15 protein-coding genes are annotated in these 18,642 nt (G+C 41.4%); 12 read left to right on the top strand and 3 right to left on the bottom strand.

All coding sequences use genetic code 11. The annotated features are described in order from the left end of the window. Position 1 precedes the first annotated feature (1 nt). A complete protein-coding gene (gene acnA / locus ACWODM_RS05750; protein WP_455320424.1) occupies positions 2–2,677 on the bottom strand; it encodes an aconitate hydratase AcnA in 2,676 nt (891 codons plus the stop codon). A gap of 179 nt (positions 2,678–2,856) precedes the next feature. Here acnA and ACWODM_RS05745 point away from each other — a divergent pair, with 179 nt between their 5' ends. Continuing rightward, positions 2,857–4,221 carry a citrate/2-methylcitrate synthase gene (locus tag ACWODM_RS05745; RefSeq protein ID WP_455320423.1) on the top strand — a complete coding sequence of 455 codons (1,365 nt, stop codon included), beginning with the start codon at positions 2,857–2,859 and terminating at the stop codon, positions 4,219–4,221. A gap of 181 nt (positions 4,222–4,402) precedes the next feature. Here ACWODM_RS05745 and rpsD read toward each other — a convergent pair whose 3' ends face one another. Beyond that, positions 4,403–5,014 carry a 30S ribosomal protein S4 gene (gene rpsD / locus ACWODM_RS05740; protein ID WP_455320422.1) on the bottom strand — a complete coding sequence of 204 codons (612 nt, stop codon included), beginning with the start codon at positions 5,012–5,014 and terminating at the stop codon, positions 4,403–4,405. A 494-nt stretch (positions 5,015–5,508) separates the two neighbouring features. Between rpsD and ACWODM_RS05735 the strand changes: the two genes are divergently transcribed. Further along, on the top strand, positions 5,509–6,306 hold the full coding sequence (locus ACWODM_RS05735) for a formate/nitrite transporter family protein (protein WP_455320421.1): 798 nt from the start codon (positions 5,509–5,511) through the stop codon (positions 6,304–6,306). Positions 6,307–6,433: 127 nt separating this feature from the next. Here the strand turns inward: ACWODM_RS05735 and ACWODM_RS05730 are convergent, their stop codons facing one another. Continuing rightward, on the bottom strand, positions 6,434–6,925 hold the full coding sequence (locus tag ACWODM_RS05730) for a hypothetical protein (RefSeq protein ID WP_455320420.1): 492 nt from the start codon (positions 6,923–6,925) through the stop codon (positions 6,434–6,436). A gap of 798 nt (positions 6,926–7,723) precedes the next feature. Here ACWODM_RS05730 and ACWODM_RS05725 point away from each other — a divergent pair. From ACWODM_RS05725 to ACWODM_RS05680, 10 genes are all read left to right on the top strand, one after another. Next, a complete protein-coding gene (locus tag ACWODM_RS05725) occupies positions 7,724–8,980 on the top strand; it encodes an MFS transporter (RefSeq protein ID WP_455320419.1) in 1,257 nt (418 codons plus the stop codon). Continuing rightward, entirely contained in the window at positions 8,977–9,738 is a 762-nt protein-coding gene (locus ACWODM_RS05720) for a glycerophosphodiester phosphodiesterase family protein (protein ID WP_455320418.1), read from the top strand. Before ACWODM_RS05725 ends, ACWODM_RS05720 begins: the two co-directional genes overlap by 4 nt. A gap of 67 nt (positions 9,739–9,805) precedes the next feature. After that, positions 9,806–10,591, top strand: coding sequence for an HAD family hydrolase (locus ACWODM_RS05715; RefSeq protein WP_455320417.1), 786 nt, complete (start codon positions 9,806–9,808; stop codon positions 10,589–10,591). Between the two features lie 22 nt (positions 10,592–10,613). Next, positions 10,614–11,036: a methylglyoxal synthase gene (locus ACWODM_RS05710; protein ID WP_455320416.1), complete on the top strand. Its 423-nt coding sequence runs from the start codon at positions 10,614–10,616 to the stop codon at positions 11,034–11,036. 14 nt (positions 11,037–11,050) lie between these two features. Beyond that, positions 11,051–11,620 (top strand): signal peptidase I, encoded by a 570-nt coding sequence (lepB, locus tag ACWODM_RS05705; protein ID WP_455320415.1) that lies wholly within the window; start codon positions 11,051–11,053, stop codon positions 11,618–11,620. A gap of 93 nt (positions 11,621–11,713) precedes the next feature. Next, positions 11,714–12,511, top strand: coding sequence for a TIGR00282 family metallophosphoesterase (locus ACWODM_RS05700; protein WP_455320414.1), 798 nt, complete (start codon positions 11,714–11,716; stop codon positions 12,509–12,511). 21 nt (positions 12,512–12,532) lie between these two features. Then, the gene (locus ACWODM_RS05695) at positions 12,533–12,949 is read left to right on the top strand and encodes a YlbF family regulator (RefSeq protein ID WP_455320413.1); all 417 of its coding nucleotides are present in this window, start codon (positions 12,533–12,535) and stop codon (positions 12,947–12,949) included. Continuing rightward, entirely contained in the window at positions 12,903–15,476 is a 2,574-nt protein-coding gene (gene mutS, locus ACWODM_RS05690) for a DNA mismatch repair protein MutS (RefSeq protein ID WP_455320412.1), read from the top strand. The genes ACWODM_RS05695 and mutS overlap by 47 nt, the downstream gene beginning before the upstream one ends. 15 nt (positions 15,477–15,491) lie before the next feature. Beyond that, positions 15,492–17,537 carry a DNA mismatch repair endonuclease MutL gene (gene mutL / locus ACWODM_RS05685; RefSeq protein WP_455320411.1) on the top strand — a complete coding sequence of 682 codons (2,046 nt, stop codon included), beginning with the start codon at positions 15,492–15,494 and terminating at the stop codon, positions 17,535–17,537. After that, positions 17,534–18,091, top strand: coding sequence for a Maf family protein (locus ACWODM_RS05680; RefSeq protein ID WP_455320410.1), 558 nt, complete (start codon positions 17,534–17,536; stop codon positions 18,089–18,091). The genes mutL and ACWODM_RS05680 overlap by 4 nt, the downstream gene beginning before the upstream one ends. Positions 18,092–18,642 lie beyond the last annotated feature (551 nt).

Raw genomic sequence — 18,642 nt, 5'->3', positions numbered from 1 at the left:
ATTAGGCCATTTTTTTACGGATGACCATTGGTAAGATCCCTTGATTTTTCCAGTAACGAATATCTGCCGGAGCATCAAAGCGTAAGCGGGCTTTGAATTTGATCTCCTCGGCATCGGCTCTTTTTGCCACGACGTCGATCAGCTGTTTGACTTCCGGTTCTTCAGGTAAGAAGATATCAAAGGTCTCATCACCTGTTAGGCCCAAGGTTTCCGCCGTATCGCCATCTAAATATTCAAGAGGAACGACGCCCATCATCACTAAATTACTGCGATGGATTCGTTCAAAGCTTTCAGCTAAAACAGCTTTGACTCCTAAGAGTTGGGTACCTTTGGCCGCCCAGTCACGAGAAGAACCCATGCCGTAGTCTTTACCAGCCAGTACAATGCCGCCGATTGCCTGCTCTTGATAATTCATGGCAGCATCGTAGATCGACATCACTTCACCCGTTGGCAAGTATTTCGTCACGCCCCCGGTACTTCCCGGAACTAATTGATTTTGCAGACGAATATTTCCGAAGGTTCCCCGCATCATGATCTCATGGTTTCCACGGCGAGAGCCAAAGGAGTTGAAGTCACGGTAGGTCACGCCTTTTTCTTTCAAGTATTGTCCAGCGGATGAATCCAAGCCGATGCTTCCGGCAGGAGAAATATGGTCGGTAGTGACAGAATCAGCTACTTTTACTAGCACATGCAAATCTTCCAAAGTTCCTTGTGTAGGTAGTTCTTTTGTCAGGCCGTCAAAGAACGGTGGGTTGGCGATATAGGTCGAGTCGTCGTCCCATTCGTAACAATCGCTGGTGGTCGTTTCGATTGCATTCCAGCGCTCGTTGGCATCGAACAGGTGAGAATATGCTTCTTTAAAAGCATCTGGCGAAACATATTTTTGGATGGCTTCGTTGACTTCTTCTGCACTTGGCCAAATCTCATTCAGCATTACAGCTTGTCCATCCTTATCTACGCCCAATGGTTCGGTTGTCAGATCTTTGCGGACCGTTCCTGCTAAAGCATAGGCAACGACTAGTGGTGGTGATGCTAGATAGTTGGCTTTGATCAGCGGATGGATGCGGCCTTCAAAGTTTCGGTTACCGGAAAGAACAGAAGAAACTAGCATCTGTTCGTCTTGGATCGCTTCTGAGATAGCATCGTCTAAAGGTCCAGAGTTACCGATACACGTTGTACATCCGTATCCGACTAAATGGAAGCCTAATGCTTCAAGATAAGGCATCAGCCCACTTTTTTCTAAATAAGAGGTAACGATCTTAGAACCCGGTGCCAAGGATGTTTTAACATAAGCTGGGACTTTCAAGCCTTTTTCAACAGCATTTTTTGCCAATAGTCCAGCTGACAGCATCACGAAAGGATTGCTGGTATTGGTACAGCTGGTGATCGCTGCCAACAATACATCACCGGTATGCAAGGTGTCGTCTTCCTTGTCCCATTGGATCGTCGCTGTTTTATCTAATTCTTCTGCAGGCAGATCAAATCCTTTGGGTCCCATTGGTCCTTGAACGGAAGCATCGAAATCTTCTGCTACTTGGGAAAGAGCGATTCTATCTTGTGGACGTTTTGGTCCAGCAAGAGAAGGTTCAATCTCTCCTAGATCCATGGTGATAACTTTTGTATAGGTAGGAACTTTCTCCTTGTCATAGAATAAGTGGTTGGCTTCGGCATAAGCTTTGACAAGCTCGATCAATTCAGGAGAACGTCCAGTTGTGGCCATATAGTTCAGAGTCTCTTCATCGATCGGACAAAATCCACAGGTTGCTCCGTATTCTGGAGCCATGTTTGCCAATGTTGCGCGGTCAGCTAAACTTAATTCAGAATAGCTAGCACCGAAATATTCCACGAATTTGCCGACAACATTTTCTTGTCGCAAACGTTCAGTGACAGCTAATGCTAAATCGGTTGCTGTTGTGCCGGCTGGAAAAGAACCGATGAACTCGACACCGATCACTTCTGGTGTTGGGAAAAAGGAAGCTTCGCCTAGAATGGCCGCTTCAGCTTCGATCCCGCCGACACCCCAGCCTAGAACACCTAAACCGTTGATCATCGTTGTATGTGAATCGGTTCCCTGAAGGGTGTCTGGAAACAGTAAAGTTTCTTCACCGATCTGTTTACTGATCACGACATCAGACAAGGATTCAATATTGACCTGATGAATGATTCCTGTTTCTGGAGGGACCACTTCAAAATCGTCAAAGGATTGCTGTGCCCATTTTAAAAACTGATAGCGTTCTTCGTTGCGTTCAAATTCTCTTTCAGTATTGATTGCGATCGCTTCAGGACGACCAGAAGCGTCTACTTGTACAGAATGATCCACGACCAGTGTGACCGGGATCTCTGGATTGATGTCAGTGGCGTCTCCACCTAAAGAGACGATCGCATCACGCATAGCTGCTAGATCAACCACGGCGGGAACTCCAGTAAAGTCCTGTAAGACAACTCGTGCTGGTTTGAAAGGAACAACACCCTGAGGCGAAGCGGGATTCCAGTTGACTAACGTATCAATGTTTTCTTCTGTTACATCTTCACCCAAATGGCGGGCAACACTTTCTAGTAATACACGAATCGAGTAAGGTAGATCTGTTAAGTTTCCGTCGAATGCCTTGACTACTTCTTGGATATCGAAGTAGGTATATTCTTTTGTATCAAGGGTTAGATATTTCTTCCAATGCATTAAAATGCCTCCAATTCTAAATTATGCTCTTGGCATAATTATACGTTTTTATTTAAAAATTGCAAATATCGAAATTAAAAATCTTTCATTTTTGGTTTATCGTGTTATAATTATTTTCATGATTTATTTTAAATGTATGAAATAAAATCCAAAAAACAAGTAGAATAGGAGGAAGACGAGTGGAAGAAAAGAAAAATTCCTTTCCGAGTTTAGAAGAACTGGCGCAAAGATGTTATCAAAATGATAAGATAGAAATGCAACTTTATACAGAAAATGATGTCAAACGTGGACTGCGAGATCAAAACGGAAAAGGGGTCGTTGTTGGCCTAACGAACATCTCAACTATTTATCCTGAAAAGATCGTCGATGGTAAGAAAATACCGGGTTGTGGCGAGTTACGCTACCGAGGGATCGATATTGAAGAGTTGGTGAGCGGTTTTGTTTCAGAAGGAAGATTTGGCTTTGAGGAAGTTGCATATTTATTACTTTTTGGTAATTTGCCAACAAGGGAAGAATTAGCTGACTTTCATGAGATTCTTGCTAACAGACGTAGATTGCCGACAAATTTTGTCAGAGACGTTATTATGAAAGCCCCACCTGCAAGTATAATGAACAGTTTGTCTCGAAGTATTTTAACGCTGGCAAGCTATGATGAGAAGGCAGATGATGTCAGTATAGAGAATGTGCTAGATCAAAGCTTAGATTTGATTGCTGTTTTTCCATTACTGGCAGTATATGCCTACCACGCCTATAATCATTATGGCAATGGCGGCAGTATGTATATTCATAAACCAAAAGAAGGTTTGAGTACAGCAGAAACGATTTTGATGATGTTGCGTCCAAATCAGGAATATACTGCGCAAGAAGCACAGACACTGGATATGGCATTAGTTTTGCACATGGAGCATGGCGGTGGGAACAATTCGACTTTCACCACACGTGTCGTCACCTCCAGCGGATCAGATACGTATTCTACGATTGCCGCAGCATTGGGTTCCTTGAAAGGACCAAAGCATGGTGGAGCCAATATCAAAGTCACTCAAATGATGGAAGATTTGAAAGCGACAGTCGGAGACTATTCTGATGAAGCCGCCGTCCGTGAATATTTGAAGAATATTTTAGAGAAAAAAGCCTTTGATGAAAAAGGATTGATTTATGGGATGGGTCATGCGATCTATGGGGATAATGATCCCCGAGCGGCAATTTTCAAGCGCTATGTCTCAAAACTGGCGCAAGAAAAAGGCGAAGAAGCCAAAGCAGAATTTGACTTGTATACACTAGTCGAAAGAGTCGCACCGGAAGTCATTATGGAAAAACGGAAAATCTACAAAGGAGTCAGTGCGAATATTGATTTCTTTAGTGGTTTCGTATACAACATGCTTGGTTTACCAAAGGAATTGTATACACCGATCTTTGCGATCGCCCGTATTGTTGGTTGGTCTGCTCATCGGTTGGAAGAGTTGATCAATTCTCAACGGATCATGCGTCCAGCTTATCAAGAAGTCTCAGTTGACCGCTACTATGAGACATTGGATAAACGATAGAATCTTAGAATCAAAGAAAGAAGGAAACGATGCCGTTTCCTTCTTTTTTTGATCTATAGAATTTCATCAATTGCTGGATCAGATCCCTGTGGAGAGTCCCCAGAATGACTACTTATCAGTTTTTCTATAAAAAAACATCCAAAGACTTGTAAACAAGACCTTGGATGTAAAGATAAATATCTTATAGTTTTTGGTTGTAGTATTCAACGATTAGAGATTCGTCAACATCTAGAGTCAATTCGTCACGTTCTGGTAAACGAGTCAATGATCCTTCTAGTTTTTCAGCGTCGAAACTTACGAATGCTGAGCGTCCGATAGTTGCTTCAACAGCTTCTTTAATAGTAGGGATACCTTTTGATTTTTCGCGAACAGCGATCACTTGACCAACTTCTACGCGGTATGAAGGGATATCCACACGTTTGCCATCAACAGTGATGTGGCCGTGGTTAACTAATTGACGTGCTTGACGACGAGTAGTTGCTAAACCTAAACGGTAAACAACGTTGTCTAAACGACGTTCTAGTAAAATCATGAAGTTAACACCATGTTTACCTTCTTTGATTTTGCTTGCTTGTACGAACATAGTACGGAATTGACGTTCGTTCATGCCATACATATGACGTAGTTTTTGTTTTTCATTTAATTGCAATCCATATTCAGAACGAGAGCCACGGCTGTTTGGTCCGTGTTGTCCTGGTGCGTATGGGCGACGTGCTAATTCTTTTCCAGTGCCAGATAAAGAAATACCTAGGCGACGAGAAAGTTTCCATGATGGTCCTGTATAACGAGACATTTAAAAATTCCTCCAATAAAATATATTTTTTTGGAGTAAAATAATCCGAATGAAAAATTCATGACACGTGTAGTTCATTCTTCAATCTTCACCTTTGCAGCCGCGGTTACACAATTGAACCCTGCTGGGCGATGAACTGGTGACGTATGATTATCTTTCTGCTGCATTATTTTACACAAAGAGTATCATACTACGCTATCGTAGTATTTGTCAAGGTAAAAGAAACATCATTTAGTGGTTCATCTCTTCTTACTATAAGAAGAGCTTGTCTCTAGTATTGATATGAGATTGTCATCCGAGATGATACAGCGTGCGTGGTTTTGATACTATGGAGTAAAGGCTAGTGCAATTCTCTTTTGCCAGAACGAAATGAAAAGTCGATATTTTATTTTCAGAAAAAAGAATTCTTTTCACAATTTTCTTTACAAATCAAGGATTTCTCTTTAGAATAAGAAAGGATTGTGAAAAATTAAGAAGTGAAGGTGAAAAAAGTGATGAATCCAATCTCTCCGTTATTCGAGAAAATCGATTCTTCAATCAGCAAAAAGGTAAGTTTGATTGATACGAGTTTTGCTCGATATGCGGTACGTGCGATGTTGGCTTGTCTATTTTTGACATTGGGGACAGCAGTGGCATTTGCAGTTGCAATGAAGGGTGAAGAGATTGCCCATGGATTAGGGAAATTATTGTATGCCTTTATGTTCAGTTGGTCATTAGTTATGATCTTGTATATGAATGCTGAACTTGGAACATCTAATATGTTGTATATGACTGTGGGTGTTTATCGAAAACGACTTTCCTTGACGAAGGCCTCTAAGATATTATTGACTTGTATTTTATTCAATTTAATTGGCGGTATCTTGTTTGGTTATTTAGTCTCTTTGACAGGCCCCTTCCAAAACCTGGCAGCAGATAATTACATGCTTGAAGCGATCTCAGGAAAATTGACCAAATCGACTGTGGAGATTCTAGTTGAAGGGATCTTTGCAAATATAGTAGTAAATACCGCAGTACTTGTGAGTATGCGGATGAAAGACGATGCAGGAAAAGTGCTCGCGATCGTTTTCATTATTTTTATCTTCGCTTTTTTAGGATATGAACACGTAATCGCTAACTTTCCGGCATTTACTTTAGCGTATTTTGCTTCAAACGGAGCGTTAGCTACACTAACAACAGCGAATATTCTTCATAATCTTGTGTTTGCTTTGATCGGCAACTACATTGGCGGTGCCTTAGTCATCGGTTTGATGTATGCATGGTTGAACAATTCAAAATCCGATTATGTAGATTAAAAACAAAATGCTTAGTAAGCTATCAGACTCACTGGTTGAGTTTGATAGCTTTTTTATGTGTATTGAAAACCACTGACTATGCCAAGAGGGCAATACACATAAAAAAGTTGCATATCCATAGAATCTCTTACGCATAAATACCAACTATAGGATTTAAAAAATCATTACGCCCAAATATTTTACTTAGAGTTTTAGTATCTAATTTAGATATTTGCCTTATTTCAACACTTTCTAAATCTATCTCATCTTCCCATATTTTCCATAATTCAAATGAACTATTTAAATTTTTTAGATATTCAGAAAGATAAGGGTAAAACAAATTCCAGTCAAAAACATCTATATAATATATATACGGTTTTTGTGAATAACTGTTGATAGCTCCTATATCTATATTCTCTTCTACTTGAAAATGCTTATCATTGTCATTCAAAAATGTAAATATCTTTTCTTTTGGATCTAATTCATAAATATTAAGTTCTAGATTCGATTTAATATCTGAAATAATCGAACGACTATTATCAAATTTTTTCAGTTCATCTAAAGAATAAAAAGTATCTGTATTATTCTTTTTTTCTACATTTAATTTACGATCACTTGCTAGATACATTCCAACAGACATAATTCCACCCTTGCATATTATATTTAAGGCTTTAGTCTTCCGACTTTTTAGAGGAGAACCTTAGGAACCTTTTGTTATTTTTCATGTGGTATTCGAACAACTATCCCCTCTTTCATTAGCAAGTTTTTTTCATCTAACCGCTACCTGTTCACACGCTGTGAGTAGGCTCTTTGTGGGGGGTGTAACAACAAATTTTATCGTTTCGCACATTCAGTATGGCATGATTTTGGTTAAAATCCAAATTTTAGTTTCTTTCCATTTCTGTCATTCATATTCTAACTAAAAGGTGAGTTATTAGTTTAGAAGAAAGAAGACCTGTTTAGATACTAGTCAAATGACCGAATAGATGTAAGAAAAAGCATTTCGACCAACAGAAAAACTAACAGATTTTCAATGAAGGAGTGGGGTGAGGCACGAGGCTCGTGCTTATCTAATTTACGTAAATTTTACATAATTCACATGAAAACTATCAGAATTTTATCGAAAATTGTTGTTGGGCGATTATAGTGAAATTATCATAGGAAAATATTCAGAAAATCTGAAAAATCAGACAGGAGTCAATGGACTGTTGCATGATATTATAGGAGTTTCTACACATAGTTTAAAATGGATATCGCACAACGATTAGATCAAATCGATTAAAAATGAGCTATTTATATAGACCAACAGAAAAGTTCTCAGTGGAATATGCTGAGAATTTGCTACTCGAAGCTTTTAAGAAAGGCTTTGTTGGGCGATATGCTAAAATGAATGTACCTAATAGAAGTATTTGAAGAATGAGAGCAAGGAGAAAACTCAATGAAATTAAACATCAGAAAAACAGTGCTGGCAGGAATCGCCTTCATGACAATCTCGGCTTTCTGGCAGTTGTATGATTTTGCCGTCCCCCTCATGTTGAATCAGGAGTTTGGTGTACCTGATACCTTATCGGGAGTCGTGATGTCGCTGGACAATATTTTGGCGCTATTTATGTTGCCTTTTTTCGGAGCTATCTCTGATAAAACAATGACAAAAATTGGCAAGCGAATGCCGTTTGTTTTTGTTGGAACGGTCGCAGTTTCACTAGGTATGCTGCTTCTTCCTTATGCTGTAAGTACCCACAGTCTAGTGCTGTTCATTCTTGCGTTAGGGATCGTGTTGATTTTCATGGCAGTGTATCGTTCGCCAGCGGTCGCTTTGATGCCTGATATCACGATCAAACCAATGCGCTCAAAAGGCAATGCAATCATTAATTTATTGGGAGCAATCGGTGGTGTGGTCACATTAGTAGGTTTAACGCTGCTTGATCCGGTTGCGATTGGTTATTTCCCCATCTTTGTGATGATTTCAGGTTTTATGCTTCTAGGACTTTTTGTCATGTTGGCAACTGTCAAGGAAAATCAATGGGCACAGCAGATGACAGAAGATACACGAAGCTATCATGTCGTAGAGATAGAAGAAGATCCCCAGACACACGCACTTCCAATGGACGTCAAACGTTCTTTGCGCTTTCTGTTGTTTTCAATCGCTCTTTGGTTTATGGGGTACAATGCGGTGATCTCGGCTTTTTCAAGGTACGCGACGATTCAGATTGGGCTGACAGGTGCGCAGGCATCTGCGATTTTACTGGTAGCTAATGTTGGTGCGATCGTCTCTTTTCTGCCGATTGGTGTCTTTGCTTCCAAATTTGGTCGTAAACTGACTATTCAAATGGGTGTGATCTTGCTGACATTGGTGTTTTTAACAGCAACCTTCTATCAACAATTTCATCCGTTATTGTATATTAATTTTCTACTTGCGGGTCTTGCCTGGGCGGCGATCAATGTCAATTCTTTGCCAATGGTACTCGAAATGGCGGATGCCGGAGATGTTGGAAAGTATACCGGACTGTACTATACCTTTTCAATGGCGGCTCAAATCGTCACACCGATTTTATCGGGTGTTTTGTTTGATTCAGTTGGTTATAAGATTCTATTTCCATATGCGACCTTCTTTGTTTTTGCCTCGTTTGTCACGATGTTGAAGGTGAAGCATGGCGATTCATTACCAGTCGACGGGAGAGGAGTGTCCAAATGATGTTAGGATTATTGTTGATGGTGGTTCTTTATATTTTTCTAGTTGCGCCTAGTCTTGAGACGCGTGAGTTGAAGCAAGAAAGATATGCACATCGAGGTTTGCATTCTGAAAATCAGAAAATCAAGGAAAACAGCATCGAGGCTTTTCGACTAGCTGTAGAAAAAGGATACGGTGCGGAATTGGATGTACAGCTGACAAAAGACGGTCAGGTCGTTGTTTATCATGATGATAGTTTGCTGAGATTGGAAAACGACAATCGCCTAGTCTCAGGGTGTACGCTAGAAGAACTGCGAGAGTATCAGTTGCCGTTATTGACAGAGGTGTTGGAGCTGGCAGCTGGCAAAGTAGAGTTGATCGTAGAATTAAAGCATGTGCCTTTCGCGCAGATCAAACCTTTTTGCCAAAAAGTTTATGAGGTTTTAGAAGCTTATGAAGGCACGTATTGTATTGAAAGCTTCAATCCTTTTGTCGTTGCATGGTTTAAAAAACATGCGCCCAATGTAACGAGAGGTCAACTAGTACAGCCTGCCAAAGAGTATCCCCATTTTTGGCAAGGACTTGTTTTAAACAGTTTGTTATATCAGTTTCTTGCAAGACCACATTTTATTGCCTTTGAGATTGAAAATTCTCGTTGGAATCCTGCTTTGTGGGTCAATCGAATACTAAAGGCTAAATTTGTCTTGTGGACAGTTCCGTCCTCTCGTCAACCTTTAGAAAAAAGCATTGATGCTTATATTTTTGAAGATCTTGATGCTTGAAAAAGCTTGGTATCTATGATTAAGTAAGTAGTAGGAGAGATACAGAAACAAAGAAAGAGAGTTAACCATGACACAACGTAAATTATTTGCCTTTGATATTGATGGGACGCTATTGGATTCCAATAAACGTCCTTTGCCAAGTACAGTAGCTGCATTGACTAAATTGAAAAATGCTGGACACTATGTGACGATTGCTACAGGTCGTAGCCGTTACTTAGCGTCAGAAGTGATTCGTGAGTTAGCCTTTGACAATTATATTTTATGCAACGGGTCGGCGGCCTTCGTCGATCATCAGCAAGTCTACAAACGTTTGCTCCATAAAGAACAGCTACACGAGTTTTTGAAAGAAGCGCATGCGATGCAGATAGACACCTCTTTTGTTGGCTTGGATCATTCCAAGCGTTCAACAAGCTACAATCCAGCTTTTATGGATGAGGCGATGCAATCCTTTGGCTCGACAACGCCGGAACTAGATATGGAATTTCTCGAGAAGAACGATGTTTATCAGACATTGGCTTTCTATGATGCAACCTATGAACATTATTTTGATGACAAATACTCGGAATTGGACTTTGTCCGTTGGCATCCAAAATGTGTTGACGTCATTCCGACAGGCGGTTCCAAAGCAGCAACGATTCTGCATGTTGCAGAGGGTCTAGGCTTGTCTCAGCAAGACGTGATCGCTTTTGGTGATGGGATGAACGACCGAGAAATGTTGAAGGAAGCCGGTACAGGAGTAGCGATGGGCAATGCTTCCGATGAAGTCCGTCAATATGCAGATAGGATCACCGATGACAATGACAGTGACGGCATTTGGAATGCCTTGGTCGCTTTAGGTTTTTTGACAAACTGACCCAACCGAAAGGAGAAGGCTTATGAAAATCGCAATGATCGCCCATGACCGCAAAAAAGATTTGATGATCAAGCTGGTCAGCGCTTATCAACATGTACTAGAAAAACATCAACTATTTGCTACTGGAACAACCGGTGGAAGAATCCAAGAGGAGACAGGATTGCCTGTTCACCGCTTCAAATCAGGGCCGCTGGGAGGCGACCAACAAATTGGGGCGATGATTTCTGAAGATGAATTGGATATGGTGATTTTTCTCAGAGACCCTTTGGCGGCACAACCCCATGAACCGGATGTGACCGCACTGATCCGTTTGTCTGATGTTTATGAAATTCCACTGGCAACAAATATTGGCACGGCCGAGATCCTGATTCGTGGATTAGAAGCCGGTTTTGCTGATTTCCGGGAAGTCGTACATGAAACGGACAATAAACCCTTGTCGCTTTGATTGAAGGAGAACGAATGAAAAGTATTTTAAAAGAGAACCGTTTCTTTTTGATGACTGTAATCCTGGTTATTTTGCTCAGAGTTTTTGTCTTTCGCACGGTGATCGTCCTGGGACATTCGATGGATGAGACCCTTGCGGAAGGACAGTGGACTATAGCGGTCAAGCATGCTAGTTATGAGCATCAAGACATGGTTATTCTGACGGAACCGGATCAGCCGGAAAAGGAAGCTGTCAAGCGGGTGATCGGTTTGCCAGGTGACAAGGTCTCGATGAAAGATGACCGATTCACAGTCAACGGGCAGGAAATACCGGAAAATTATTTGTCAGCCTACCAAAAAGCCTTTGAAACGGATCGATTGCAGGGGAACTACGCCTACAACGAAGACTATCAGGACCTTGCGCAGCAGGCGGAAACATTTACAAATGATTTTGAGGTGACCGTCCCTGAAGATGCTTATTTTGTATTAGGAGACAATCGTTTGATCTCCAAGGACAGTCGGATTTTTGGGATGGTACCTAAAGATTACATGCAAGGAAAGCTGGTCTTGCGAGTTTGGCCTTTGAACAAGCTTTCACTACTTTAATGATCGAAAAAGAGTTTGAAATCGCAAACTCTTTTTTTTCTATTCTAAAACCTTTATAATAGGAGAAGATGTTAATAGAGAAGAGGAAAAAGTGTGCGGGTATTATTTATTGGTGATGTCGTTGGGTCGTTGGGGAGACAGACTGTAACAAACTATTTGCCGAAGCTGAAGAAAATTTATCGTCCCCAGGTTACGATTTTAAATGGTGAGAATGCGGCTGCTGGCCGAGGAATCACAGAAAAAATATACAAAAAGTTTTTACAGGACGGAGTCGATGTGGTGACTTTAGGAAATCACACGTGGGACAATCGAGATATTTTTGAATTTATCGATGATGCAAAAAAAATGATTCGTCCTGCCAATTTTCCAGAGGCAGCGCCTGGCAAAGGAATGGTCTTTGTTAAGGTGAATGCAATCGAACTAGCTGTCATTAATTTACAGGCACGTTCCTTTATGGTCGATATCGATGACCCTTTTAAAAAAGTAGAAGAGCTGCTTGCGGAAGCACGCAAGCGGACTCCTTTTATCTTCGTGGATTTCCATGGTGAGACCACCAGTGAAAAACAGGCGATGGGCTGGTATTTGGATGGGAAGGTCTCGGCAGTCGTAGGTACGCATACGCATGTGCAGACCAACGATGCTAGAATCTTGCCTCAAGGAACAGCGTATTTGTCAGATGTTGGTATGACCGGTCCATATGATGGGATCTTAGGAATGAAGAAGGAAGCGATCATTGAGAAATTTTTGACTGCTTTACCACAGCGTTTCGAAGTGGTCGAAACAGGGAGAAGTATTCTTTCAGCATGTATTTTAGAGATCGATGAACAAACAGGTAAAGCAAAATCCATCCAACCAATCCAGATCAGTGATGATCGACCGTTGATGGAGTAAAGCAGAATAGAGGTGTGGACTTTGGGTCCTTTAGAACAAGAACCAGAAGTGCAACAGGCGCTAGATGAACTACTTGATTTATTGTCAGAGCATGAAACGATCAAAGAGTTCAAGCGAATTCAAGCAAAAGCACAACAAAATCAGCATTTAAAGGAACTGGAAGAAGCAATCAAAGCCGCGCAAAAAGACGCGGTGCAGTTTGCCCATTACAATAAACCGGAAGCAGAGAAACAGGCGATTATCCGGATCAATGAATTGAACAAGGAATACGCGGAACACCCACTTGTCGTGGCCTACCGTGAAAAACTGATCGAAGCAGACGATTTGCTACAGCATGTGACCAAACGTTTGCAAAGACAGGTGAATCAAGCGATTGAGGAGGAAGAATCAAATGCCTCAAAAAACGAAGCATACCCCAATGATGGAACAGTACTTTAGCATCAAGGAACAATACCCCGATGCTTTTTTGTTCTACCGTCTAGGCGATTTTTATGAACTTTTTTATGAAGATGCGATTCAGGTTTCTCAGTTATTGGAGTTGACCTTGACCAGTCGCAATAAAAATGCAGAGGAACCGATCCCAATGTGTGGTGTCCCGCATCATGCCGCCGCGAATTACATTGATACCTTGGTAGAGCAAGGTTATAAAGTAGCGATTTGTGAACAGGTGGAAGATCCAAAAACGACCAAAGGTATGGTCAAACGGGAAGTCGTTCAGCTGGTTACACCAGGTACGGTGATGGATGGCAAAGGCTTGTCAGCAAAGGACAATAATTTTCTGACGGCCTTGGCATTTGATGGACAACAGTATGGTTTTGCCTATGTGGACCTGTCTACAGGCGAATTACGGACGGCTATTTTGTCAGACGAGGAAGCCGTGTTGAATGAAGCTTCAGCTTTACAAACCAAGGAGGTCGTTTTTACGTCAGATATTCCTGAATCAGTAGAGGAATTGTTGACCGCACGATTGGGAGTAATTTTTTCCAAACAGGTGACCTATGAGGAAAACGCAGAATTTCAATTTTTAACAAGTGAGCTACCGGAAAAGCTTGAAAAAGAAGTGACAGGTAAGTTATTGAGGTATTTAGCAATCACGCAAAAACGTAGTTTGGATCATATCCAGAAAGCGGTGGGCTATCAGCCGGATCATTACTTAAAAATGGACTATTATTCTAAGTTCAATTTGGAATTAAGTCAGTCGATCCGAACGGGAAAAAAACAAGGGACTTTATTATGGTTATTGGATGAAACCAAAACAGCCATGGGTGGTCGCTTGCTGAAGCAATGGGTAGATCGCCCGCTGATTCAGCGCTCACAGATTCAGGCACGTCAGGAGCAAGTCGCCTCGTTGATCCATGCCTTTTTTGAACGAGCAGACCTGCAGGAAGCGTTGACTAAAGTGTACGATCTTGAACGTTTGGCTGGCCGAGTGGCTTTTGGCAATGTCAACGGCCGTGATTTGATCCAGTTGCGAACTTCTTTGCAGCAAGTACCCTATATCCATCAGATATTGGCAGGTATTGATCAAGGGGAATGGGCAACATTACTGACAGGTTTGAAGCCGCTAGATGATTTGGTTGATCTGATCGACCGATCGATCAATGAAGAGGCTCCTTTGCAAATCACGGAAGGAAATGTGATCAAGGACGGATTCGATGACCAGCTAGATCAGTACCGTGAGGCGATGCGCAACGGGAAAAAATGGTTGGCAGAATTGGAAGCTAAAGAACGTCAGGCGACCGGAATCAAAAATCTGAAGGTTGGTTTTAACCGTGTATTTGGTTATTTTATTGAGATCACCAAATCTAACCTAGCTAATCTTGAAGAAGGAAGATACGAACGCAAGCAGACCTTGGCGAATGCCGAGCGTTTTGTCACACCGGAATTAAAAGAGTTAGAGAAACTGATTCTGGAAGCAGAGGAACAGTCCGTTGATTTAGAATATCGTTTGTTTTTACAAGTTCGCGAGGAAGTCAAACAGTCGATCGACCGCTTACAGCGTTTGGCGAAGTCTATCAGCAGTGTCGATGTTCTGCAAAGTTTTGCGACAATCAGTGAACGTTATCAGTATGTACGCCCAGTGCTGAGTAATGCACAGGAGTTGAATATCGTTGACGGTCGTCATCCAGTCGTGGAAAAAGTTCTAGGACATCAGGAATATATTCCAAATACGATCCATATGGACAAGGAAACCTTGATATTATTGATCACGGGACCGAATATGTCTGGGAAAAGCACGTACATGAGACAATTGGCACTAACTGTAGTGATGGCGCAAATGGGTTGCTTTGTCCCAGCGCAATCTGCTGAAATGCCAATTTTTGACCGGATCTTCACCCGAATCGGTGCAAGTGATGACTTGATTGCCGGTCAAAGTACTTTTATGGTAGAGATGATGGAAGCTAATCAAGCGCTGCGTTACGCAACACCTAATAGTCTGGTCTTATTCGATGAGTTGGGGCGCGGAACAGCAACCTACGATGGTATGGCCTTGGCCCAAGCAATCATTGAATATATCCATCAAGAAGTAAGGGCAAAAACCCTGTTTTCTACTCATTATCATGAGCTGACTATTTTAGAAGAAGAGTTGTCTCATTTAAAAAATATTCATGTAGGTGCCGTTGAAAAAGAAGGCGAAGTCGTCTTTCTGCATAAAATGATGGAAGGACCCGCAGATAAAAGCTATGGGATCCATGTAGCGAAAATCGCCGGTCTACCGACAGAGCTGTTACAGCGAGCCGATCTCATTTTACAGGCACTGGAAGCTGGGAATACCTTGCAAAATCAAACGATCCCAACTCAGGATGCTGTGGTCAAGGAAAGTCAGCAGTTGTCTTTATTCAATGACTGGTCAGACAGTGATCAACAAGTGGTAGAAGAATTGAAAAACTTGAACGTTTTAGAATTGACGCCAATGGAAGCTTTGAATACACTTTATGCCCTGCAAAAACAAATTCAAAAATAGAAAGAAGGGAAGACAATGGGAAAAATTCAAGAATTATCCGAACGTCTTGCCAATCAGATCGCTGCAGGAGAGGTTGTTGAACGACCGGCTTCTGTAGTGAAGGAACTAGTCGAAAATGCCATTGATGCTGGGAGTACACAAATAGATATTTTGCTGGAGGAAGCTGGACTTAGAAAGATCCAAGTCACAGATAATGGGGAAGGGATCGTAGAAGAAGATGTCGAAAATGCCTTCAAGCGTCATGCGACCAGCAAGATCCATACTCGGGATGATCTGTTCCGTATTCGAACATTGGGATTTAGAGGCGAGGCTTTGCCAAGTATTGCGTCTGTCTCAGAGGTGACGATCGACACGGCCTCCCAGGAAGAGCAGCAAGGAACCTTTCTGCGGATGAAAGGTGGTACGATCGAGGAACGACGACCATCTGCCCTAAGACAGGGGACGAAAATAACCGTGGAACATCTATTTTTTAATACACCTGCACGATTGAAATATGTCAAAACGCTGCAGACAGAATTAGCCAATATTGGGGATATCGTCAATCGTCTGGCATTGAGCCATTCGGACATTGCTTTTCGCTTGGTTCACGATGGCAATAAAATGCTGTCCACTTCGGGAAATGGTGATTTAAAACAAGCGATCGCAGGTATTTATGGTTTGCAAACTGCAAAAAAAATGCGTGAGCTTCAAGCCAAAGATTTGGATTTTGAGATCACAGGCTACATTTCTCTACCAGAAGTCACACGAGCGAGTCGCAATTATATGTCGACGATCATCAATGGACGATACATCAAAAACTTTGCTTTGAATAAAGCCATCGTCAACGGTTATGGATCCAAACTGATGGTGGGGCGTTTTCCACTTGCAGTCCTTGAGATTCGAATGGACCCGCTACTGGTTGATGTCAACGTCCATCCAACCAAACAAGAGGTTCGATTGTCCAAAGAAGAAGAATTAACAACACTAATCAGCCAAACGATCAATGAAGTGCTTCGAGAAGAAAATTTGATTCCGAATGCTGCCGATAATCTACGGTTCAAAAAGAAAGTAAGTGATCAGAAAAAAGCCGAACAGCTTTCGATCGAATTGGAACAGCCACGAGCTTCGAAAACAGATTTAAGTTTCGATAAACAGACCGGAGACTTTTATATAGAAGAAAGTTTTGAACAGCCTGTGGATAATTTTGTGGATAACCATGGGGATAAGCCTGGAGAATTTTCGAAAAATGCAAATGAAGACCGTTCGAAGGTTGATACACCAATAGAAAACCGTCAAGTAAATTTTCTTGAAACAGATAATGGAAAAAAAGAAAATGTGGAAAACTTTGACGAAACTCCTTGGACAGATGAAGAAACCGAGGGAAATACGACTCTCCATCCAGAATTTGATCTGCAAGATAAAGGTCAGCAGATGATTGAGCGTGTGATGGAGGAAGAGGCACCGAAACAAAGATTCCCTGAATTGGAATACTTTGGACAAATGCATGGAACCTATCTGTTTGCTCAAAGTCAGGATGGTTTGTATATTGTTGATCAGCATGCAGCTCAGGAACGCATCAAATATGAATATTTCCGCAAGCAAATTGGTGAAGTGGGCGATGACTTGCAAGAGTTATTGGTTCCAATCGTCTTGGATTATCCAAACAGTGATGCATTAAAGCTAAAAGAACAGACTGAAGCATTGAAAAAAGTCGGGATTGCTCTGGAAGAATTTGGAGCCAACAGCTTTATCGTGCGAGCCCATCCGACCTGGTATCCTTCTGGTCAAGAGGAAGAGATCATCCGCGAAATGATCGACATGCTGTTGACCACTGGAAAAGTCAGTGTCCATCAATTTAGAGAAGCGACAGCGATCATGATGAGCTGTAAACGTTCGATCAAGGCGAATCATTACTTGAATCCACAACAGGCGAGGGTGCTCTTGGAGGATTTAGCGCAATGTGAGAATCCTTTCAACTGTCCACATGGTCGTCCGGTGCTGATCCATTTTACGAATAGTGACATGGAACGCATGTTTAAACGTATCCAGGATCCTCATCAGTCAAGAGGAGGCGAAGAATGAAAATCATTTTAGCTTCACAGTCACCGAGAAGAAAAGAATTGTTGCATTTAATAGTAGAAAATTTTGAAGTGATCCCTGCAGATATCGACGAACAGGTCAGAGAGCAGGAGCAACCTGAAGCCTATGTGTTAAGGATGGCAAAGGAAAAAGCTCAAACGATTGCTGAACGTTATCCGCAAGATCTAGTAATCGCAAGTGACACGATCGTTGTGAATGAAGGAAAAATCTTGGGGAAACCAGCTTCATATAAGGAAGCAGAGGCCATGCTGCAAGCGATGAGTGGAAACACGCATGTGGCTTATACAGCGGTCGCCTTGCAGTCATCCGAAAAACAAAAAGAAATACTGACTTATGCAGAGGTGACCTTCTTTCCATTAACGGAAGAAGAGATTGCGCACTATTTAGAGCAGAACGAGTACTCAGATAAAGCCGGAGCTTATGGTATTCAAGGCGCAGCAGCTATTTTTGTCAAAGAAGTCAAAGGAGACTACTATAGTATTGTTGGTTTTCCAGTGGGAAAGGTCAATCAACTATTAAAAGAATTTGATTATTAATCAAAAATCCAGCCTTCTGTTTTATTGAGAAGGCTGGATTTTCTGCTTTATTTACTGATTTTAAGGAAATTTCAGAAAAAATGTGAAAATTCAACTTTTTGTGTTGACTTATTACAGAGAAGCATGCTATATTATTCAACGTTGGTTCTGAACCAACACGTCGAAAATTTCTTTAAAAAAAGTAGTTGACGACATTCGAAACAAATGATATTATAACAAAGTCGTTAAATTACCGATTGGATCTTTTCGCTGATCTAACAGCAAAAATAATTCAAAAAAGTAGTTGACAGATAACAAGTCATTTGTTAAGATAATCAAGTCGCTGAAAACAGCACATCAGAAAGTTGAAATGTTTCTGAAAAAAACTTTTATAAAGTGGTTGACATCTATTGCTTAACCTGATATGATATAAAAGTTGCTAACACAGCACGACGTAGACCTTTGAAAACTGAACAAAGCAAGCAAACGAACCAATGTGTAGGATGCTTCTATTAGATAGAAGCAAACACAACAAAGCAAGCAGTAATGCTAGCAAACGTTATTTTTATGAG

It is taken from the genome of Enterococcus olivae (assembly GCF_053760925.1).
This window is presented reverse-complemented; position numbering and strand designations above follow the sequence as displayed.